This is a genomic window from Rhizobium sp. BK512 (genome assembly GCF_014194915.1).
Lineage (GTDB): Bacteria > Pseudomonadota > Alphaproteobacteria > Rhizobiales > Rhizobiaceae > Rhizobium.
Map to the genome: position 1 here is coordinate 124,626 of NZ_JACIAS010000014.1, position 20,868 is coordinate 145,493.

Genomic DNA, 20,868 nt, shown 5'->3' on the forward strand with positions numbered 1-20,868 from the left:
CCCCCGTCAGAAGTACGTGTGGATTAGTCCTGCATCACGAACACCCGCCCCGGATTGCATTGATCACGACCCGGGTGGCAGCCGGCTGACGGGGCGGCGAGCCGGGTCTCGCAGTCATGGATCAATCGCTCCACCTTCACGCTCTAACGAAAGCCACGGTCATGGTTTTCTACGCGGTACTCGGGAGTGGTTCGGGCAAAAGCGGACCGCGCAGCATCTCAGTGCCCTAAAAAACAAGGAGGGCGCCGCACGCCCCCCATAACTTGCAAGATGTTTCAATGGTGTTCCGGCTACATCAGGAGCCAACACTCAACAGGAAGCAGTTCGCTCAGCACCGAAACGAGTGCCTCTTGGGCCTCCAGCCACCGCCGCATGTCGATTAGATCCTGAAACGCGTCGCGCAGTCATCCTGGACAATAAAAAGCGGTCGGGATCTTCCCGTCGACGATCGCGGCATAAGTTCGGTCATCACCCGGTGATGGAGTAGCCCAACGCGGGTCAAGCATCGTGCTAGAGCCGAAGAGGCTTGTATGGTGGGACCGCACGGTTTCTTTGAAGGGAAGGGTAGACGAGCTAGCCCCCGCGCGGTCCCAAGGCAAATACTTGAAAAGCCTTGTTTTGTTCCCGCTCCATAGAACAAAAAAGGCCTGCCGGGGCGGGCTAGTTTGAGCTGCATTCTGTGGGATCGCGCAGGCAGATAGATAACGGGTGCCAGAAAGGGGCGGACACCCACAGCACGCGCGAAGATGATTTCCAAAACCCGAGCTCAATGCGCGATTCATCATCGCGTCGGGCGGTCACCGTCTGCAGCCGACGAGCTGCAAGGATCGATTCGTAAATCTGTCCGAGCCGAGCCGAGCCGACGCTCAAGACCACGCCCGCAGGCTGTCGCTCTGCCAACGGCCCGGCGTGCTCATCAAACCTTCGTGCCGAAACCGGCCGGGTTACTGCCGGCTGAGGGCAATTCGTCTTCCCCGTCTGGCAGTTTTCCATCAGGCGTCAGATCGTCAACAGCCTTCGGCAGGTCGCTGCTTAGCCGCTCTAAGATCTCTTCGTGGGAAAGGCCGGTCTTCGCAGCAAGTTCGTTGAGAATGTCGGGACCGAGAGCTTCACCTAGTTGGCCACCATCGATCGGAGCGTTGGAGCTCGGACTGATCCAGCTTTCTGCTTTTTCTCCGTGACCATTTTGCTGGAACGTCTTCAGCAGGTCGCCGAGACCACCTCTTAAGATTCCGCCTGTCGACAGTCCGCTAAGGAGATCGCCAAATCCACCAGGCCCACCGAAAATCCCTTCTAGGCCCCCTGGAGCTTCACCTGAAGTTGTTGGTCGGGCGTCCTGTCTACGTTGCGGATTTTGGATCCCGCGCAGCAATTCGCCAATCTTGTCACGGTTCTGGTAACCAGCCACCGCGATCACGCCCAGCAGGGCCTTCAAAGGACCACTCATCATAGCTTTTCTCCTTCATAACACGGCGGACGCCCGATGCGGCCGCAGATGTTCGTAATTTTGATTTCATTGCATAAGAACAGCGTCCTTGAACGCTACGGTTGCCAAGACTGAACCGTCGTCTCCCGCAATCTCAAGGGATCGGCCATCGACCACGTCGTCATGCAAAACAAGTTCAGCAACCATTTCCCGAGCGGACCGTCTTGCCTCGGCGACGGCCTGCGCAACCGAAGGGAATTCGATCCCCTCGTGGTCCTCTTCATAGGAGTCCACGTCGCGGAGGTGAAAGAAAAATTTCATCGGTGCCCTTTCTTAAATGGGACCGGGAAATGAACCGAATGACGCCTTAAGCATGTCTACAATCGCACTATGATCGTACGGCTTGGGAACGAACGAGACGCCGCTCGCAAGGTCGAACGCACCAAGACGGACATGGCCCGAGGTGACGATGACACGTGTTTGTGGCGCTCGCGCCCGGACGCGTGTCATCAGGCCAAGCCCGTCGGTGGAACCCGGCATGTTAACGTCGGTGAAGACAGCGTCGATCTGGGTTGCTTCGAATACGGCAAGAGCTTCGTCGGCGTTGCCGGCCTCCAGGACCTCGAATCCCGCCTCCTCGAGCGCATCGACTGTCGCAAATCTGATGAGCGGTTCGTCGTCCACAACGAGGACCCTGCGGACGGGAAAGGTCCCAGCGTCGGGACCCAGAGGCGGCTCGCTATGGCCTCTCGCTTGCCAGTCGGCGACCGCCTGCGACCAGTGTTCGCGATCCCGCCCGTCCGGACAGCCTTCGCCCTGCCAGATTTGATGCGCCCGGCGACTTATCCAGTTATACTCTTCCTGATCCATCTACCGTCTCCATCGATAGCAGAACGCCGGCAGGACGAGACGGTTCCTGCGCCTTTTCTACATAACCGGAGGAGAAGCCTTGCCGGCCGATCGCGCCTTCCCGTTGCCACCTTTTCATGCGTGGAGCGCGGCGGGTCGACTACTTGGGCTGAGCTTGGTCGTTGATCTCTGTTTGTCTGATCAGTGGACCACGGCGACAACAGTGACACCCACTTCGCCTGCCGCCGTGACGATGACTTCTCGCAGCTGTGGCGGACTGGCATCCCCGATCATCACATCGACGCACGGCCCTCATCGCGGCGAAATACTCTTCGCCATCGCTAGACGGCCAGCCCTTGACCAAGGCGTCTGCGGCTTCTCGCGCTGTTCTTACAATAAAGCGGAATTGAAGGGTCAAAACCTCCCCTGTGGGGGCAGGCGGACCGCTCAGGAGCTCACTGGTGTAAAAACAGGCAGGGTGCGGCACGGCCCGCATAATCTATAGGACTCCCTTCCGGTTGACGTTTTCAACCTCGGCATTTGTTCCATCATTAGCGCCCGGTTATAGACGCGCTCGATCACCGCGACGAGCACCTACTGAGGCCTCCAGCCTGCCGCCTCCGATCGCTCGGCAATATCTTGAAACTCGACGTGCGACGTTCGTCACGCTGAAGGTGATGACGAACTTCAAGCTCTAGAAGACGCAGACGGTTCTTGAGGCGCGCCAGTTACCGATGACAACGCTGCGAGGAAGCACTGACGGAACACGTCAAGGTCTTCGGGGGGTCTTGCCCTTCTGGTTGCTCCAGCGACAGTGTTTTTTGCGCGCGAGGAAAGCGTGAGCGGTTGTGAACGGCGCGGATCGTGCTTCAGCGAAGGTCGAAGACGTAATGGCCCCCATATCCTGAGGAACAGATTAGGTTAAGCGAAGTTAAGAAGGCGGGGTCAATCCGATCTCGAAAAAGGAGGAGTAAATCATGGCATCGACAAGTGGTTCGCAGTCAAAAGGCGGTGCAAAGTCGGGCGGCAGCAAGAGTGCGTCATCGTCGTCCGACAAGAGCTCTAGCTCGTCCGGCAAGCAGGGCGGCACGCACGAACAGCACGTCAAGGCTGGCGAACAGAGCCATAAGAATTCAAAGTAACCTGTTCACGACGGCCGGGACACATTAGAAGGGCGCGGAACTGATCCGCGCCCTTTTTTGCGTCGCGAGATCGCGGCGCGCCTTGCGGAAGCTTAAGCAAGGTCGAGCGACTTCGAATGTGCAACTAGTAACAAGCTCCTGCCAATGTAGACCGGATAGCTTCGCTGGCATCGCGTAGCGCTTGGCGGGAATCGTGAGAAATCAGCCCTTTTAATTGGTTCATCTTGTCCAAAATTACGATCCTGAGGCTTTTTAGAGGTAACCAAGGTCGGTATCGTAGACATGCCCTTATCCAGGTTTTCCTGGCATATTACCTAAGCCTCGCACTTTTGAACCGCGTTTGCTCGCGTTCAAGCCTCACACGAAGCGAGGAGCTTGGTCTCTCGATGATCGTCAAGGAAAAACCCGTCGTTGTTGTCACGGGTGCATCTGCTGGGGTCGGTCGAGCAGTGGCGCTCAACTTCGCACGGCATGGATGGCGTGTCGCATTATTGGCGCGCGGGAGGGCACGCCTCAAATCGGTCGCAGCCGAGATCCAGGCGGCGGGCGGCTAGACACTCGAATTGTCCGCGGACGTTGCCGATGCCGCCGCCATCGAAGCCGCGGCGGAAAGGGTGCTCGGCGCATGGGGAAAAATTGACGTTTGGATCAACAACGCGATGGTTACCGTGTTCGGGACCGTCGAAACAATTTCTCCAGATGAATTCAGGCGCGTGACCGAAGTTGCCTACCTCGGGCAGGTGCATGGAACGCAGACCGCGTTGAAGCACATGCGTCGCGCTGGTCGAGGAACAATCGTCTGCATCGGATCAGCACTGACTTATCGCTCCATACCGTTGCAATCGGCCTACTGCGGCGCCAAGGCTGCGATCCGAGGATTTGTCGATGCATTGCGATGCGAGCTTCTTCACGAGCGCTCGCCACTCAAACTCACGATGGTTCACCTTCCAGCAGTGAATACGGAACAATTCAGCTGGGCCAGATGCAAGATGCACCACGCGCCACGTCCCGTCGCGCCCGTGTTCACACCGGAAGCCGTGGCGGCTGAGGTTTATCGGGGCGCGCTGACTGCCCCTCGGGAACTCTGGGTTGGACGGCCGACGGTAAAGACGATCCTCGGTGGGCTCCTATTTCCCGGTGTGACCGACCGAGTGGCAGCCGCGACCGCGTTCAAAGGCCAGCTTGATGCCGAGCCGAAGCGTTCAGGACCACCCGATAATCTCTTCAATCCAGTCGATCCGAAGCAGGTTATCGGTGGTCGCTTTGGCGGGGAGGCAAGGCAGACGGTCGGATCGGTGTCAGGATCAAACGCGCGCGCGGCTCTAGCCGCGCTTGGCCTCGGAATGATTCTAAGCGGCATCTACGCAGCCGGGCGCCCTCGAATTCGGCGGCGTCGCTGGAATTAGAACCCCGCCAATCGTCCCCTTTGGAAGGGCCGCGGATCTCGGTGAGGGAGACCTTTCGTTCCGCGCTTGAAACTGGCCGGACCAACGGCATCGGCTCCTTCGCGTAAGGAGGCGCCACACGGCCTGAGGGCCTTTTTTATTTCAATGATTTGATACTCGAATAAGCGCCACCCCACCCCGGTTCCACTGAGGGAGAGGGGCACTGTACGTCTTCGAGACCGACTTCATAAAGCAATGGATCGCCAGCATCGGCTTAAACCGTGCGGCCTTACGCTTGATCTTTATCGGGCAAGAAAAGCAGGCCTCAAGATACTCGCGCCAGCGATGACCATCTCTTGTTTCAAGGCGCCATGCGAAAGGCGTTTCCATTTGCATGGGGGCATCCGGAGGCGCAGTCCCACAGCCCCGTTTAATCTCGTCCGTGAGAAAGGTAGCCTTCGTTTCGCAGAAAGGTGGCGCTCACTCTTCTCATTTCCACAGCTCAGCCATTGCGTCAACGGTCAGCAAGCGCATGTGGACGGGGCTTCATTCGGAGAGAGCAAGTTAAGAAAGCTACGCTCCAGGCTTGCCCCGAAGCCGCCCCAGTCATTTTTGAAGGCCATGGAATCAGTGGAGCATCAAGGGTATTGGCCGCATCTCATCGGCCTTGACCCGTGCCTCCTCCACGTTCTGTGCCGGAAACATCTTGATAAAAAAGTTTTCAGTTTCCAGAGCATGGCTTTGGAGCTCCAGCTCCATGACGCCGGCTTCAGCTTCGTCTTTGAACACATTCAGCAGCCGGTTACGCGACTCGTCAGTGTGGACCTCGTAGATATAGTATCGCATCCGGACCTCCTCGCATCACTGGCGACACCGTCTCAGCCTTTCCGGGCGTGAACAAAGCCAGGTAAGCTACGGCAATGATAATCGCGATGACGAATATCATCAGCACGTATCGGATCATGGCTTTGCTGGCTTTTCGTTCGGTGTCGTTCATGTCGATCCAACAAGCAAGGAAGTAGAAGGTTCCGTGCCATTGCTCAGGACACAGCACGATCGAAGACATGCGCCGCGTGGCTTGGATCCAGCTCTGAAAACGCGGGGCTAGGCACCGCTCGTTTGGATCGGGTGTCTGCAGCGGTTGTAAAGGTCGACGTACGCAGGATGCCCGCGTATCATGAAGCCTATGGCCTGCGCTCGCATTGGTATCGCGCCGTCTGCTTCACATATAATGGGACAATATCCCATTTACCCTCTGGTCGACAAACGGATCGGCGGTCTGAACGAAAAGCAACCGCGGTTCCTATGGTCAATCGGTTGACGCGAAGAGTGCCGGCCCTATCTCGCCGCTCAGAGACCTCACCATGGATCACGTGGATATGCACAGCGATCAAGAATTCCGGATGCTCTCGGAGGCGGTCCAGGCGTGGTATCGCTATTACGAACTTCGTCCCGACGAGCAGGCTTCCCATGTCCTATGTTCGGCAGCGCTCGAATTCTTCAACGAAGGATATTGCACCTTTGATGACGTATCGACCATGCTTATCGGAACCTATGTCGGAATTTCGGCTACACGAGTGAATGCGCCAACGTCGAAGTCGGTGCATTAGTGGTTTAAAGGTCTTGCGAGCATGGTGCGAAAGCCCGGACAGACATCCTGTTTGTTGAGCGATACCGGGATCAACAACGCTCGTACACGCGCTATGGCGCGGCGATCATGTTGAGACACACTCCTGATCGCCGCTGCCTAGCCGCGAGAACTTGAAGGGCGCGAAACTGATCCGCGCCCTTTTGCATCAGGAAATCGGCGCGGAGGCCTTGCCGAGCTTGACGGAGGGTTCTCGCCCCCATACCCGCAATTTGCCAAGTTCCTCAACGAAACTGGCGACATCCTTACCGCTTGAAAGGGCAATCGTGCCTTCGTCGAGGGCATTGGCGATACCTGCCTTGTCAAGCAGCGGCAGAGCGGATTGGTCGTAGCCGATATACTTGCAGTGCTGGAACGCGTCGGCGACGAAATCACGTGCGGTCGCTTCCTTGACTAGATCCTCGATCGCCTGATGAGAGGTCAGGAGCACGACCGCATCGAAAAGCACCGACGGGCCGCCGTCGATCATATGCTGCGCTTCAATGAAGCTTCCGTCCGCCGCGGTCACGCCACCGACTTTCGGGGCAATAATCTCGAAGACCGCCTTTTCCCTTGTCACAGCGGCAGTCAGGGCCTTGAGCAGTTTTGCATCGGCGCCGTCGGCGACAAGGATCCCGAGCTTACGACCCTCGAAACGTTTTGGGCCTCGTTCAACGATGCTGAGCGCCGGCGAGGGGTCGAGATCCTGCCTGGTCGGCATGGCAGCGTCGGCGGGTTTCGGCATTGATTGGAGCCCGAGCTTTTGAGCGACCGTGGCAGCAAGCGTCTCATCGATGTTCATTAGATGCGATACCATTCGCTCGCGGATCACAGGCGTTTCGACCTTGCTAAGCTCGAAGGTCAGCGCCATTGCGATGTGTCGTTGCTCGGCTCCCGTCTGGCTGATGTAGAATTGCCGCGCCTGACTATAGTGGTCGGAAAAGCTTTCCGGACGAAGGCGAACCTTCTGGCCCTTTTCCTCGGCAGGGAAATGACGATAGCCTCGTGTCGGAGACTCCCGCGGCCCTTCGCCGTAAGAGTTGGGCTGGTAGTTGACCCGTCCGACCGGATTGCGCATCGCCATATGCCCATCCTGCTGGAAATGCGCGAATGGACACTTCGGCGCGTTGATGGGCAGATGTGTGAAGTTCGGCCCACCCAGACGTTTTAGCTGAGTATCGAGATAGGAGAAGTTGCGGCCCTGCAGCAGCGGATCGTTCGAGAAATCAATACCCGGCGGCACGTTCTGGGTCATGAACGCGACCTGCTCAGTCTCGGCAAAAAAATTGTCGGGCATGCGGTCAAGCACAAGACGGCCGATCGGACGAACCGGAAGCACTTCCTCCGGAATGATCTTGGTCGGATCGAGGATGTCGAAATCGAAATTGTCGGCAAAATCCTGGTCGAACAGCTGCACGCACAATTCCCATTCCGGGAAGTTTCCGGACTGGATCGATTGCCAGAGATCGCGTCGGTGAAAGTCCGGGTCGGCGCCATTGATCTTGACCGCCTCGTTCCAGGCAACGGATTGCAGGCCAAGCTTGGGCTTCCAGTGAAATTTCACGAAAGTGGATTCGTCGTTGGCATTGACGAAACGAAAGGTGTGTACGCCGAACCCTTCCATGAACCGAAAAGATCGCGGAATAGTCCGGTCCGACATGATCCACATGACCATATGCATGCTTTCGGGCGTCAGACTAATAAAGTCCCAGAAGTTGTCGTGCGCGGTCTGAGCCTGCGGAAAGGCACGGTCCGGCTCCTGCTTGGCAGCATGCACCACGTCTGGAAACTTGATGGCATCCTGGATGAAGAAGACCGGAATATTGTTGCCGACCAGATCCCAATTCCCCTCCTTGGTGTACATCTTGACGGCAAAGCCGCGCACGTCGCGAGCAAGATCGGCAGACCCCTTGTTTCCCGCCACCGTCGAGAAGCGCACGAAGACAGGCGTCTTCTCGCCCGCTCGCTGGAACACGTCCGCGCGCGTGATGTCCGACAGGGATTCATAGGTTTCGAAGAATCCATGGGCGCCGTAGCCACGTGCATGGACCACCCGCTCGGGAATGCGCTCATGATCGAAGTGGAAGATCTTTTCGCGGAAGTGGAAGTCGTCGATCAGGGCTGGACCGCGGGCACCGACCCTCAGCATGTTCTGGTCGTCGGCGATCGGACCGCCTTGGGCGGTCGTCAGTATGTCATGTCCGTCTTCGGCGATCTGATGAAGCTCACCGCCATCGCCGCGATGGAGCTGCTGGTCATGAATTGTCACTGTGTCCCCGGCTGAAGGTATAGTCGCGGTTTTCGCCGTTCGCTTGGCCATCGGATGTCCCCTGAGATTTAGGATGTTGAATATGAAAAGGGCCGCCCACCAAGGACGGCCCCTTCGACGCCCCGCCTAAGCGGCCTTGCCTTTGGCGTTCGCCTGCGCCATGGCAAGCTGCGTCAGTTTTTCGTCGGTTGCTTCTTCCTCAGCGAGGTTTGCCTGGAGCAGCGGCACAGCGTCATTTAGGCCGAGCTGCTTTGCCCAGGCGATGAGCGTGCCATAGCGGGCGATTTCGTAGTGCTCGACCGCCTGCGCCGATGAAATCAGCCCGGCGTCGAGGGCTGAAGACCCCTTGAATTCTTCCATGATCTCCTCGCCCTCGGCGATGATGCCCTGGATAGCCTCACAGGTCTTGCCCCGGGCAGGCTTGCCGAGCAGCTCGAACACCTGCTCGATTCGGTCGATCTGACCCTGCGTTTCGTCGCGATGGCGCAGAAATCCTGCCTTGCCTTCTTCGGAGTCGGCGGCGCGCGCCATCTTCGGCAAGGCCTTCAGAATCTGCTTTTCGGCAAAATAGATGTCCTTCAAAGTGTCGAGAAATAGGTCGTCGAGCGTTTTTGTGCTGGCCATGATGTCCTCCTGTCTGGCTCTGGCGGGTAACTGGCGATCGTCGGCAAGAACGAGCGTTCAGGCGCCGTCGCCGAGGCGGCAGCGCGTGAAAGGAACCAACGCAACAGGACATTGTTCCCGTATCGAGCGGACATTCTGGACTCGCGGCGCACGCGGCTTCGGCGAACCCTAGTTGGGGCGGCCATCCGTCATCATCTTATGGCTCAAACGCATCCGCTACAAAGGAAGAAGTCCGATTGACGGTGTTTTCGGCGATCCTGCGCCACAGGCGAGCCGAGGAAACCTTTGAAGCAAAGCAAACGGCCGGCCGAGGTTGCTCTGAATAAGCGAGCGCACAAGCGACCCGTTACTGACATAATCTGTTCTGGCAAGGCCGGTAAACCGTCCTCACGCCTGCTCAAAATCCGAGGCTGCGCGCTGGGGAGGCGTCGGCGTAAAGATGCCAAGGGTTTTCAGGTGGATCAGCGGAAGGCTCCAGCTTTTCGCCGGCCAGCGCCGTGAGCTCGTAGATATAGCTTGGCGCCTCAACGGAAATATTGACAAATGCGGCCGTCGAATAGACCGCTAAAGGCAACTCGCCTGACCTGGCATCGAACGATCTAGAAGGTCGCCGCCCACCGCTGTCACGCCCAGTGGTGCGCTTGTTCCGTCAGGCGTAACGCGACGACGCTCCTTCTCAGGTGCGGTCCAGGAGGTGGCGTGATCGTTTCGACTCTATATCCTGTCTGGCTATGGCTTCATCGCCGGAACATCCGCGCGATCGCAATCAAAATGCAGGCGCCGATGAAGCCGGCAATCAGATAGCCGAGCCAGCCGCCGAGAACCACGCCGAAGACAGACAGGATTGCGTTTGCGACGATCGCGCCGACGATCCCGAGAATGATGTTCATGAGGACGCCCATGTTGGACTTCATGAACTGCTCTGCGAGCCACCCCGCGATGCCGCCGATGATGATTGCCGCGATCCAGCCGAGACCTGCCTGTTCCATACGTAGTCTCCTGATGAAGTCCTTGATGATAAAGAGGAAGTAGCGCTGTGTTCTGGATCGTCAATCTCGTTTGGTACCTCGGTTGTCTGCAAACTCTCTGTCTGTGCAAACCAAAGGATTTCTGCCCCTGAACACGATGTAGCAAAACATGGCCATGGCGATGACTGCTGCGCTCACCGCAAAGATTACGCGGTAGGAAGACAGCACCGACAGCGACAGCCCCGCGATTTCGCCATAAACTACTGACGCCACTGAGACGCCAAGGAAAACGAGCGTGTTCAGTCCTCCAAGCGCTAAGCCGCGCACGCGCGGCGGGATCAGAGTTTGGGCCTCGGTCATCACGAGAGGATGCACGTTTCCCATGGCATAGAGAACGGACAAGCCGGCGCAGGCCGAAAGAAAGGTGAAGCCCGGGGCAGACGAGAGGAAGATGGCACAGGTCACTCCGGCGCCGTAGGTGGATATCACGATCGTTCGTCCGGGGACCCGCATGAGAACAATTGGAAGCATGAAGCTGGTGACGATGCCGACGACACTGATCGTGGTGAGCATCGCGCCCACCGCCACATGCTCGCCGAATACGGACGTGACATAGGGCACCGCCCATGCGTTGCGAAACGTGCCACCGAGCGAGAGGGTGAAGCACACTGGGACGAGATAGAACAGCGATACCAGCGACCAAGGGCGTTGATCCCGGTCGCTTTCTTCAATGCTTGCCGGTGTCGGTCCGAGCATGAAAGCGACTGCCGCAGCGCTGACAGCCATTGCTGCCGCCGCCAACCAGCAAGCGGATTGCCAACCGAATACCTCGACGAACCACGACAGTGGAGAGGCCGAAAGCAAGGCGCCTGCCGAGCCGACGGCACTGACAGTGGCGGAAAGCCGCCCCGCCCTCTCGGGCTCGTTGGTACGCCCGAGATAGTAAAGGACGCCCATAAAAATTGGCGCACAACCGATCCCGACAAAGGATTGGCCGGTGATCGCGCACCAGTAGCCCGGCGAGAGGGCCACGATCGCTGACCCCGCGGCTCCGATACTCATCATTGCCGCCATCGGACCACGCACGCCCCATTTGTCGAACGACATTCCAACAGGGATCTGCAGGATCGAGAAAGAAGCGAAGAACGTCGAGGCGAGCCGGCCGAATTGTTCGGGAGACAGCGACAAATCTGCGGACAAAGCTGGACCTACCACACCAAAGTAACTGCGGAAGTACATGCTCAGCAGAAAGGCAGCGGCCAGAACGGGCAGTGTAAGCGCGGTCATCTTCGGTCCACAGCAAGGGCCGGCCGCGGCGATCGGGCGGCGATTATTGCTGTTCTGGTAAGCGTGGTCTTGGCGGAAGGTCTGGCCCTGGCTACTCCGGCATTGGCTGTAGCCCGTCTGCGTCTTCGTAAACATGCCGGCGACCTGTTCAAGATGATCGCGGAACCTCCCGACGACACCAATCCCGATGCAAACCGATTTACAATCGGTAACCGCCCCATTCGCCGCATTGTCAGCCAGCCTTTTTTCGGCCCTTGAGATCGGCTTGCACGCTCTTTTTCAATGCATCCATGATGTTGATGACATTGGAAGGCTGATCGGATGCGTCTTCCTTGGCCTTGCCTTTGGCCTTGTTGGCCGGCTTCAAAGCTTTCTTCTTCGAGGCAATGAGCTTGAGCAGGCTTTCCTGGATGGGATCTGTGACCATTGAGGGCGACCATTTCTTCAGCCGTGGCTTGATCAACCTTTTGATGGTCATGACGGTCTTGGGGTCGGACTTCGTTTCGATGTCCTGGAAATACTCTTTCTCAGGACGGACCTCGTCGCCGAAACGCAGGGTCCAGACCACGATGCCTTCGCCACGCGGCTCCAGCACGACAGCGCGTTCGCGCCTGCCGATGACCACACGCGAAATCCCAAGGACTTTTTCGGCCTTCATTGCCTCACGGATGACTGCAAACGCCTCGTTGCCGATCTTGTCGCTCGGCATGAGGTAGTGTGGGGTCTCAAGGTAGACCCATTCGATGCTTTCCCGGGGCACGAACGTCTCGATATCGATCGTTCGAACCGTTTCCAGCGCGACCGATTCCAGCTCGTCATCAGTCAACAGCACGAAGTCGTTCTCGCCGCGCTCGTAGCCTTTCGCCTCGTTTTCGTCCTTCACGGCCCTTCCCGTCACCGCGTCCACGTACCGCGAGACGACACGGTTTCCGCTAGCTTTGTTGAGGGTATGGAAGCGAACCTTTTCGCTTTCCGACGTCGCGGGGCTCATGGCAACCGGGCAGGTGACGAGCGAAAGTTTGAGATAGCCTCTCCAGTAGGGACGACGCGGGGCCATGGTGATCCTCCTAGCTGGCCTTCTTGTGTGCGGTCCTGGTGGTCGACTTTCGACCAGTAGTCTTCCCAGGTTTCCGGGCGTTTGAATTGGCGGCCTTTTTTGGTTTTGCCTCGCCCACCCCCGCACTCTCGCGCAACGCCTTGAGCAGGTCGTTGGGTTTGGAAACCTTGACGGGCTTGGGCTTGGGAAGCGTCTTGCCCTCGGCTTTGGCCTTAACCAGTTCTGCCAGCGCGGTTTCGTAGCGGTCATCGAATTCCGCCGGATCGAACTCGCCCTTCTTGGTGCCGATGATATGCTTGGCCAGATCGAGCATCTCGCCTTCGACCTTGATCTCCGGCATTTCCTTGAAAGCTTCTTCCGATGAGCGGATTTCGTAGTCGAAGTTGAGCGTGGTTGCGATGAGACCACGTCCGTGCGCCCGGATCAGGACCGTACGCATCCGGCGGAACAGAACGGTCCTGGCGATTGCCGTTACGTTGGCTTCCTTGAGTGCGTCGCGCAGTCCGGCGAACGCGTCCTCCGAGACATCATCAGTCGGCAAGAGGTAATACGGCTTGTCGAAATAGACGTCGTCCACATCGGAGCAGGAAAGAAAAGCTTCGATTTCCAACATCTTGTCGGAATCCGGAATGACAGCGGTCACCTCTTCCGGATCGATCATGATGTACTGGCCGTCGCCGATGTCGAAGCCTTTGATCTGCTCGTCGCGGTCAACCGTTTCTTCGGTTTCGCTGTCAACAAATTCCCGGCGGACCCGGTTGCCCGTGGCTTTGTTGATGGTGTGGAAGGTGATGCGGTCTGACGTGGAGGCCGCCGTATAGAGACCGACGCCACAGCTGATCTCACCGATCTTGATGTGGCCTTTCCATTGAGCGCGATGTGCAGCCATGATGTAACTCCATCGGGAACCTTACGATCAACTCCCTGTTCTGGCTTTCGTTCCGAGCAGGCAAAGGGGAGGGATATGACGCAGCATTACGAGGACGAGGCCGATGACACCGAGGACAGCTCGAACTTATTGGACGCAGTCGTAACGTGGTTCCGCGTCTATCAGGTCCGTTTGACAAGAGGGTCGCCGATGTGCTGTGCAGCGCGGCTATACCACTGGCCTCGTCCCGGTTCTGCAAAAGCCGGAGCGCCCGAGGGGTTGTGTTCGTCATTATTGAAGGCGAGGCCGGGCCAGCCGACGTTGTTGCATGCCGACACTGACGTTCGTGCTTATTCAAGAGCAGCAAGCAGAATGGGCCTCCTGGGCGTAAAAGTTGTTGCGAGTCTTTCTGGCAACACCGATGCGGGAACTGTATTTTGGAACGGATTTGGCTGGATTGGAGCGGTGTAGTTGCAGTACCTCTAGGACTGCAAATCATTGCACGAGCGGGACGGCGAGAGATGGCTCGTCCGCGATCTCCAAAAGCAGGACCTTGATGAACGCGGATATGATAGCCGCCTGGGCCGTGGAAAACGGATTCCATGCGATCGATGCGGGAAACTACCGACGTCATGACGATACTGGCATGATGACGATTGAGATAAAGAAGATGTCGTTTCTCCTGATCGATGAGAGGCAGGGGCTGCGGCCGCACCTCATATCGCGGTTGTTTAAAGACATGCCCCTTTCCAGTGGGAGCGGCCGCTTGCAGGCTCTTGTTCTTGGTCGCATCTCCCATCGGTGACCCTCGCTCGGTCAACACAGCCCAACCAGTCCAGCACCGGTCAGGATCGTGGCCGTCGCCGATGAGTACTCTCGCCACGTGAAATCGTGGGGTGAGAACATGCCTGAGGTCGAGCTGACGAGCGAGAGTGTGGCTTCTATCCCATCAACAGTGTGCAACATTGCCATTGCCGACGCTGTCGCGCCTTCCGTCGGCGCAACCGAAAAGCGAAGGATAGCAGATTTTGAGAACTAAACGTGACGACGCGCCTTTGGTCCCGTATACGGTTTTCATCGATCTTTTGCTTGCCGAGCTTTGTCCACGGCGCGATTGGCACCGCGTTTTAAGCGAACTTCCCTTTCAAAAACAGTCGGTTTCATCTGCGTGGCTGCTGCTTCGCGGTCCCTTATTCTATACTTCGAAAGGGTTCATCATGACCACAGGCACAGTAAAATGGTTTAATTCCACCAAAGGCTTCGGCTTTATCCAGCCTGACAACGGCGGCGCTGACGCCTTCGTCCATATTTCGGCTGTCGAGCGCGCCGGCATGCGCGAACTCGTCGAGGGCCAGAAGATCGGTTTTGATCTCGAGCGCGACATGAAGTCGGGCAAGATGTCGGCCCGCAATCTGCAGTCCGCTTAATCGATATCTGCTTCCCTTTGACCACGGATGTACTGGCACTGCCGGAAGCAAGTTATCAGTTCGAGGCCAGGCAATTTCGCCTGGCCTTTATCATTTCTGTGGCTGACACGAGGAACGAAATGACCGAGACCCATAGTAAATCTCGCCAGGAGGCAGAGATCCCTTTCAGACCCAGTTCTTTGCCAAGAATGCGGCGATCGAAGAGCTCAAATCGGCAGAGCAGGCCCGAGATGAAAAGACGTTGCGCCTTCGAGAAGCCCGCCTGGCCAAGGAACAGGCTGAACGCGCTCTAGCAACCTCCACCCTCCTTGCCAGGCGTTCCAAGACACGCTGACCGTCGGCGCCTGCCACCATTAGGATGAAGATTTGAAAAATCACAACGATCTTGCCGACCGACGTTCAGCTTCGGCCAACGCCAAGGCCGCTCTTCTTAGCGCTTACCGAGCTGCCAAGACGGCCGCGGAACCGTCCCGACTTACCAGGCAAGCCGAGCGCGCCTCGCTTGCCGAAGCGCGTGAAGCACGCCGTCTTGAGCGTGACCGCGTCAGCCTTGAGGCGCAAACCCGGCTTGAAGCAGAAGCGACGGAAGCACGGGCGGCTGCCGAGGCGGCAGCGCGGGTCGAGACCCACTCGAACAGGGCAGCAGAGGACGCACGCATCGCGCGGGCTATCGAAGACGAGGCAGCCCGCAAAGCCGAGCGTGACAGACGCTATGCCGCTCGCAAGGCCAGAAAATCCTAGCCCGCCGGGTAACGGTTCCTCTGCGCCGGGTTTGTTCGCCCAAAAAGTTAATCACACGGTGGAGCCGTCATGACCCCGGACACAAAAGAGCTGCAGACGATTAATACCGCCTGGCAAATTGCGATACAGGAAATCCTGCGCATGGTTATACGCGACATGTACCATGGCAGCGGCGAAGCCGCGTTCGGCGCTCACATCAAGCGTATTGAAGAAGCCGCCGTCGACAGCATCTACACGGATTTGAGGCTCCGCGGCACTGACGAATGGACGGAGGTCGTCGTCAAGGAACGGGCCAGCAACTTCGTGACGACACTTCTGACATCCTTCACTTATGACAGCGCCTGATGTGTTGGAGTGGCTGTGGCGGAGCGGCAGACCGGTCATCCCCCGTCTGAGCCGTGTTGCGGAGATGTGCCTTTAAGAATTGTTGCGCCTCTGCCTAACGCCTATGAGCTGACGCCGCAATTGCCAAGGTCACTCCGACTAAGAATGCCTGCGGAGCAGCAAGGGCCTTATATCGTCCGCGAGTACAAGGCTCGCCGGTGGAATGACATCTTCTTCACCCACCACGACCGCAGAGATGTAGGAAATAGCGTTCCTCATGCCGTTCACAGTGTAGGGCTTTTCGATAGCCCCGAGAGCGCCTGCGAAATCTTCAGGCAGCTTCTTGATGTTGCCGCTGACGAATACGTATGGGATCCCTTCGGATGCCAGATCGCGGCCGACGTCGATGCCTGTTGGGCCGTCCTGTAGGTGAATATCGACGAAAGCAAAATCCGGGTGATGCGCTTTCATGAGGTCGCTTGCTTGTTTGCGATTCATCGCGGTCCCCGTCACCTCGTGACCGGCCATCTCGACCTCGCTTTCGAGCTCCATGGCCAGCAGCATCTCGTCCTCGACAATCATCACCTTCAATGCGCGCTCTCCTCTGTGTCGACCGGCAGCGTGACATCAACGGTTGTCCGATATCCGTCGATCCGCTTCTCGATCTTTGCGTCAACCTGCTTGGCGGATGTTTCAAGAAGGATACGACCGATCTCGGCCGCATCCTCATCGACCTCAACCGGTATAGAGGTGTCCTCCACCCTGATAAGAAAATGTGCGTTCAAGCGCTTGACGACGACATGGATGTCGCCGCCGCCGTCGCTCAACCCCCGCCGGACGGCGTCCCCGACAAGCTCGTTGACGATCAAGGAGAGAGGGGTCGCCTTCACAGCCGGCACATGGAGCGGATGCAGGTCGAGCGTCAGGCGGATATCCTTTCGTCCGACAGCTTCGACAAGATCTCTGACAAGTTCCTCCGTGAAGTCGGCGACGTCGAACCGTGAGACATCCTCCAGCGTGAACAGCTTTCTTTGAACTGTGCTCAAGGCCTCCACGCGGTTCAGCACGGACCGCAAAACGCGTTTCTGGCCCTCATCCCTGGTAATACGCGTCTGAAGCTTTACAATGGAGGCCATGGTCAGGAGGTTGTTCTTGACACGGTGGTCAACCTCGTGGACCAGAAGAGAGCTGATTTTCAGCGCAGCCTCAAGTTTCTCGGTGTGGGCGGCCACTTCCTCTTCGGCGCGATGACGTGCGAAAGCGAGATCAGCCTCTCTCGATTTAACGTTGGTGAAATCCAGCTGGGAAGCGAAGAAATAGACGATTCTGTCGCCATCATCGCGCACCGGAGATAAAAACAAAGCGTTCCAGAAAGGCTCGCCATCTTTCTTGTAGTTTAAGATGTCGATGGCGATATCGGAACCTGCGCTGATCGCCGCGCGGATGCGCGCCACCGTTGCCGCATTCGTCTCCGGGCCTTGGAGGAAGCGGCAGTTGCGGCCGACTACTTCACTGCTCGAATAGCCCGTCAGCCTCTCGAAGGCGACATTGCAAAAGATGATCGGATTGTCGGCCTGATTTGGGTCGGTGACGATCATCGGCATGCGCGTGGCTTTGAAGGCCGCGGCGAAGGGGTCTTCGCGCACATGTCGTGCCACAAGGCGATTTCCGGCATCTTGCGCCGCTTCGGCTTGTTTTCGGTCGGTTTCCTTCATGATGACCTGATCGTTTATGGTCTCGGCGTAATGCATGACGGGTTATTCGAGTTCCAGTTCTCGCCCGGTAGCGCTGCAGACAGGGGCGCTCGAGCGACTGCTATCTGCCGTGGATGAGAGACACGAAGCAGTTGCTCCAGGCCCCCGCTTCAAGAATTCACGTATCGCCGATGCGTAAAATTGATGCTTGCCGCGCAAGGCGGGGACGACATCATGACACCCGACAGCGAAAAGTTTGCTATCGGTCCGATCCGGGCCTTCCCAACCAGCCATCCGGATCCAGGATCGCATCGATCTCGCAGATGACGCCGGTAGGGTTGTAGCTGATCGTCGAGCGCCCGTTTAGCTCGGCTGCCAGAAGCCTCTCAACGAGACGCGAGCCAAAGCCCTTTCGGGTTGGCGGCGTGACCGCGGGGCCGCCGCGTTCGACCCATTTGAACCGTAGCCTGCCGATCTGTTCTTCATAATCCCAGGAGATCGCAACTTTGCCTTGAGCGACCGACAGTGCGCCATATTTAGCGGCGTTCGTCGCAAGTTCGTGGATAGCTAGGGAGAAAGAGACGACCGCCTTTTGAGGCAAAAGCACGGCGCAGCCTCCAATCTCGAAGCGTTCAGGCGGATAGGGTTCCAGCACCTGACTGACCAACTCGCCCAGGTCAGCACGCTGCCAGTCCCGATGCGTGAGCAGATCATGGGCCTTTGCCATTGACATAAGCCTGTCATGGAAAGCGGTGACCTGATCCCGGCCGGTTTCGTTCCGGTCCAGGGTTTGTCTGGCAATGGCAATGACAGTCGCAAACGCATTCTTGACGCGATGGTTGAGCTCGCTTGTCAGGACTTTTTGCAGACGTTCGGCCTCCTTTCTGGCCGTGATGTCCTGGGACATCTTGGAAGCGCCGATCGTATTTCCAGTGCTGTCATAGATAGGAGAAACACTGAGCTGAACGTCGACTAGGCTTCCATCCTTCCTTCGACGCTGCGTTTCGTACGGCTCCACGATCTTTCCGTCGCTGACCTTCCTAAGAATTTCGGGCTCCTCGTCGCGACGTTCCTCCGGGACCAGCATCAGAACTGACTTTCCCACCGCCTCTTCGCGCGAGTATCCATAAAGCCTCTCGGCAGCTGCATTCCAGTTGGTGATCGTCATGTTCAGATCGATGGCGAGAATGGCATCATTCGAAGAAGCGATAATGGATGCAAGAAGACGCTCCGCTTCCTGGGCGCTCTTCCTTGCCGAGATGTCGATGGCGATGAAGCCAACCTGCAGGATTGACCCATCCTCACCTTTGAGGGCAGAGACTGAAACTGCTGTCCATAAGACACTTCCGTCCTTCCGCAAGCATCGCTTTTCCATATCGAAAGGTTCGCCGGTTTCGATCAGGTACTGGAAAAGCCGCTCGGCTTCCGGACGGTCGTCCGCAAACGTCAAATCCTGGAAGCGGATGCCCACAAGCTCCGCTCTCTGATAGCCAAGCATCTCACAAAAGCGTTGGTTGGCTAGCGTCATGCGTCCCGCAAGATCGGTCTGCCCTATACCCGCAGCGGATTGCGAAAATAACGCTCGTAGACGTTCCTCGCTTTCCTTGAGTGCTTGCTGCGAACGCACCCTTTCTGTGGTCTCGCTGACGATGCAAAACACGCCGCGGACGCTACCGGTTTCGTCCTTGATCGGCGAATAGGAAATGTCGAAATAGACGGTTTCTGGATGTCCATGGCGTTCAATGTAAAACTGGCGATCGCTGGCTGAGACAGTTTCACCACCATGAAGGACGCGATCCAGCAAAGGTTGGAGGTCGTCCCAGAGCTCGCTCCAGTTCTCCTTTGCCGGTCTTCCGAATGCGCGCGGATGCCTAAGGCCGATTGTGGGAGCGTAGGCATCATTATAAAGGGCCACATATTGGTCTCCCCAGAACATCACGATCTGGGCATGTGACGGAAGCATGATGTCCACCGTAGCCTTCAGGCAGGCGGGCCACTCCGACGGCGGTCCCAGGATGGAATCATCCCAAAGCCCGCGCTCGATCATGTGTGCTATTCCGGCGCACGCGGTTTTATCGTTCAATCCGAATGCAGACACTCTATGCGGCCCTGATGAAACAAGCAGTTGGAGATGCGAAGTTAAGCCGCTTGAACGCGATAACAAGGGGAGACACCCACCACCTGGGCGGTCTTTTAAGAAGTCGGATTGTGACGCGAGAATGGAACGCTTTTCGTACGGGAGATCTATCGGCGGTGAGCACATCCCGCGGCTGACTGAGATGATCCGTATGCAGCACATGCGTGGCGCATGCGGCCGCTTCCAGGTTGTGGTTCGTTCTACTGTTGTTGATGTCCTCTCTCATTTTCCGGCTCCATAGATAAACCGGTGGCACCCGGAGTGTTCAGGAGCTCAGCAAGGAGCGGACGGTGCTCCTCCTGCGCCACCGGCATGTCGGCGACTGCCATCGCTTTCGACAGAAGCCTGTCGCGGTCTCGCATGCCCTTGTTGAACAGTCTCGCGACTGTCGCCGTCAGCCGGCTGATGGAGGATGGGTCGCCCGACATCCCTTTGGCTCGGGCAACCTCTTTGACGACGCTGGCGCAAAGGCGCGCGTCTTCCTTCGATGGCAGGTTCATGGTTTCCTCCGCAAGTGGCTCGCCCCACGCGGCTGGGGCGAGCCTTCCCTATCGCCTTTAGAAGTCCATTCCCGCGCCGGCCGGCAGGGCAGGTGCGGCGTCCTTCTTAGGCTTTTCAGCAATCATTGCTTCCGTGGTCACAAGAAGGCCGGCGACGGAGGCGGCATCCTGGAGTGCGGTACGCACGACCTTGGCCGGGTCGATAACGCCTTGAGCGTAGAGATCGCCGTATTCCCCGGTCTGGGCATTCCAGCCGAAGGAGAACTCGGCCTTCTCCCGCAGCTTGCCAACGATGACCGAACCTTCGGCGCCGGCGTTTTCCGCGATCTGACGAACAGGCGCCTCAATCGCGCGGCGCACGATGTCGATGCCGACCTTCTGGTCCCGGTTGGCGGTGTCGAGATTGTCGAGCGCCTTGACTGCGCGAAGCAGCGCCACACCGCCACCTGGCAGAATACCCTCCTCGACGGCAGCACGCGTTGCATGAAGCGCGTCATCGACGCGGTCCTTCTTTTCCTTCACTTCCACTTCCGTCGAACCGCC

At 57.8% G+C, this 20,868-nt stretch carries 22 protein-coding genes and 2 pseudogenes; 8 read left to right on the forward strand and 16 right to left on the reverse strand.

The window, feature by feature from the left end; all coding sequences use genetic code 11:
• Window positions 1-916: 916 nt before the first annotated feature.
• The 4 genes from FHX06_RS34120 to FHX06_RS34135 form a co-directional block, all read right to left on the reverse strand.
• Window positions 917-1,450 (reverse strand): YidB family protein, encoded by a 534-nt coding sequence (locus FHX06_RS34120; protein WP_018114685.1) that lies wholly within the window; start codon window positions 1,448-1,450, stop codon window positions 917-919.
• A 63-nt stretch (window positions 1,451-1,513) separates the two neighbouring features.
• Window positions 1,514-1,747 (reverse strand): DUF6894 family protein, encoded by a 234-nt coding sequence (locus FHX06_RS34125; RefSeq protein WP_183851341.1) that lies wholly within the window; start codon window positions 1,745-1,747, stop codon window positions 1,514-1,516.
• Between the two features lie 12 nt (window positions 1,748-1,759).
• Window positions 1,760-2,296: a response regulator gene (locus FHX06_RS34130; protein ID WP_018114687.1), complete on the reverse strand. Its 537-nt coding sequence runs from the start codon at window positions 2,294-2,296 to the stop codon at window positions 1,760-1,762.
• 139 nt (window positions 2,297-2,435) lie between these two features.
• The gene (locus FHX06_RS34135) at window positions 2,436-2,771 is read right to left on the reverse strand and encodes a DUF982 domain-containing protein (RefSeq protein WP_246715778.1); all 336 of its coding nucleotides are present in this window, start codon (window positions 2,769-2,771) and stop codon (window positions 2,436-2,438) included.
• A 481-nt stretch (window positions 2,772-3,252) separates the two neighbouring features.
• On the opposite strand from FHX06_RS34135, the gene FHX06_RS34140 reads away from it, so the two are divergent.
• Both FHX06_RS34140 and FHX06_RS34145 read left to right on the forward strand, forming a co-directional pair.
• On the forward strand, window positions 3,253-3,417 hold the full coding sequence (locus FHX06_RS34140) for a hypothetical protein (RefSeq protein WP_018114688.1): 165 nt from the start codon (window positions 3,253-3,255) through the stop codon (window positions 3,415-3,417).
• A 386-nt stretch (window positions 3,418-3,803) separates the two neighbouring features.
• Window positions 3,804-4,823: pseudogene (locus FHX06_RS34145) on the forward strand (SDR family oxidoreductase).
• 606 nt (window positions 4,824-5,429) lie between these two features.
• Here FHX06_RS34145 and FHX06_RS34150 read toward each other — a convergent pair.
• Complete coding sequence (locus FHX06_RS34150) at window positions 5,430-5,648, reverse strand: hypothetical protein (RefSeq protein ID WP_018114690.1); 219 nt, start codon at window positions 5,646-5,648, stop codon at window positions 5,430-5,432.
• A 533-nt stretch (window positions 5,649-6,181) separates the two neighbouring features.
• Here FHX06_RS34150 and FHX06_RS34155 point away from each other — a divergent pair.
• Window positions 6,182-6,412: a hypothetical protein gene (locus tag FHX06_RS34155; protein ID WP_246715780.1), complete on the forward strand. Its 231-nt coding sequence runs from the start codon at window positions 6,182-6,184 to the stop codon at window positions 6,410-6,412.
• Window positions 6,413-6,598: 186 nt separating this feature from the next.
• Here FHX06_RS34155 and catE read toward each other — a convergent pair whose 3' ends face one another.
• From catE to FHX06_RS34185, 6 genes are all read right to left on the reverse strand, one after another.
• Entirely contained in the window at window positions 6,599-8,749 is a 2,151-nt protein-coding gene (gene catE / locus FHX06_RS34160) for a catalase C (RefSeq protein WP_029616394.1), read from the reverse strand.
• A 75-nt stretch (window positions 8,750-8,824) separates the two neighbouring features.
• Window positions 8,825-9,322, reverse strand: a complete 498-nt coding sequence (locus tag FHX06_RS34165) for a ferritin-like domain-containing protein (protein ID WP_018114694.1) — start codon at window positions 9,320-9,322, stop codon at window positions 8,825-8,827.
• Window positions 9,323-10,059: 737 nt separating this feature from the next.
• Entirely contained in the window at window positions 10,060-10,311 is a 252-nt protein-coding gene (locus FHX06_RS34170; RefSeq protein ID WP_018114695.1) for a GlsB/YeaQ/YmgE family stress response membrane protein, read from the reverse strand.
• Between the two features lie 60 nt (window positions 10,312-10,371).
• A complete protein-coding gene (locus FHX06_RS34175) occupies window positions 10,372-11,577 on the reverse strand; it encodes an MFS transporter (RefSeq protein ID WP_246715781.1) in 1,206 nt (401 codons plus the stop codon).
• Between the two features lie 232 nt (window positions 11,578-11,809).
• Window positions 11,810-12,634, reverse strand: a complete 825-nt coding sequence (locus tag FHX06_RS34180; RefSeq protein ID WP_018114697.1) for a Ku protein — start codon at window positions 12,632-12,634, stop codon at window positions 11,810-11,812.
• A 10-nt stretch (window positions 12,635-12,644) separates the two neighbouring features.
• Window positions 12,645-13,523, reverse strand: coding sequence for a Ku protein (locus FHX06_RS34185; protein ID WP_018114698.1), 879 nt, complete (start codon window positions 13,521-13,523; stop codon window positions 12,645-12,647).
• Between the two features lie 535 nt (window positions 13,524-14,058).
• Here FHX06_RS34185 and FHX06_RS34190 point away from each other — a divergent pair.
• From FHX06_RS34190 to FHX06_RS34205, 5 genes and pseudogenes are all read left to right on the forward strand, one after another.
• Complete coding sequence (locus FHX06_RS34190; protein WP_183882499.1) at window positions 14,059-14,307, forward strand: hypothetical protein; 249 nt, start codon at window positions 14,059-14,061, stop codon at window positions 14,305-14,307.
• A 412-nt stretch (window positions 14,308-14,719) separates the two neighbouring features.
• The gene (locus tag FHX06_RS34195; RefSeq protein WP_183882501.1) at window positions 14,720-14,929 is read left to right on the forward strand and encodes a cold-shock protein; all 210 of its coding nucleotides are present in this window, start codon (window positions 14,720-14,722) and stop codon (window positions 14,927-14,929) included.
• A 119-nt stretch (window positions 14,930-15,048) separates the two neighbouring features.
• Window positions 15,049-15,263 (forward strand): annotated as a pseudogene (locus FHX06_RS35880) (hypothetical protein).
• 32 nt (window positions 15,264-15,295) lie between these two features.
• A complete protein-coding gene (locus FHX06_RS34200; protein WP_113207548.1) occupies window positions 15,296-15,670 on the forward strand; it encodes a DUF6481 family protein in 375 nt (124 codons plus the stop codon).
• Window positions 15,671-15,739: 69 nt separating this feature from the next.
• Complete coding sequence (locus tag FHX06_RS34205) at window positions 15,740-16,015, forward strand: hypothetical protein (RefSeq protein ID WP_113207549.1); 276 nt, start codon at window positions 15,740-15,742, stop codon at window positions 16,013-16,015.
• Between the two features lie 138 nt (window positions 16,016-16,153).
• On the opposite strand, the gene FHX06_RS34210 is transcribed toward FHX06_RS34205, so the two are convergent.
• From FHX06_RS34210 to FHX06_RS34230, 5 genes are all read right to left on the reverse strand, one after another.
• Window positions 16,154-16,585, reverse strand: coding sequence for a response regulator (locus tag FHX06_RS34210; RefSeq protein ID WP_018114279.1), 432 nt, complete (start codon window positions 16,583-16,585; stop codon window positions 16,154-16,156).
• Window positions 16,582-17,709 (reverse strand): PAS domain-containing protein, encoded by a 1,128-nt coding sequence (locus FHX06_RS34215; protein ID WP_029616321.1) that lies wholly within the window; start codon window positions 17,707-17,709, stop codon window positions 16,582-16,584. Before FHX06_RS34215 ends, FHX06_RS34210 begins: the two co-directional genes overlap by 4 nt.
• 238 nt (window positions 17,710-17,947) lie before the next feature.
• Complete coding sequence (locus FHX06_RS34220; RefSeq protein WP_112547298.1) at window positions 17,948-19,735, reverse strand: PAS domain S-box protein; 1,788 nt, start codon at window positions 19,733-19,735, stop codon at window positions 17,948-17,950.
• 290 nt (window positions 19,736-20,025) lie between these two features.
• Window positions 20,026-20,325, reverse strand: coding sequence for a hypothetical protein (locus FHX06_RS34225; RefSeq protein ID WP_112547299.1), 300 nt, complete (start codon window positions 20,323-20,325; stop codon window positions 20,026-20,028).
• A gap of 57 nt (window positions 20,326-20,382) precedes the next feature.
• Window positions 20,383-20,868, reverse strand: a 486-nt coding sequence (locus FHX06_RS34230) for a TCP-1/cpn60 chaperonin family protein (RefSeq protein ID WP_281413480.1), incomplete at its 5' end; no start/stop codon positions are given.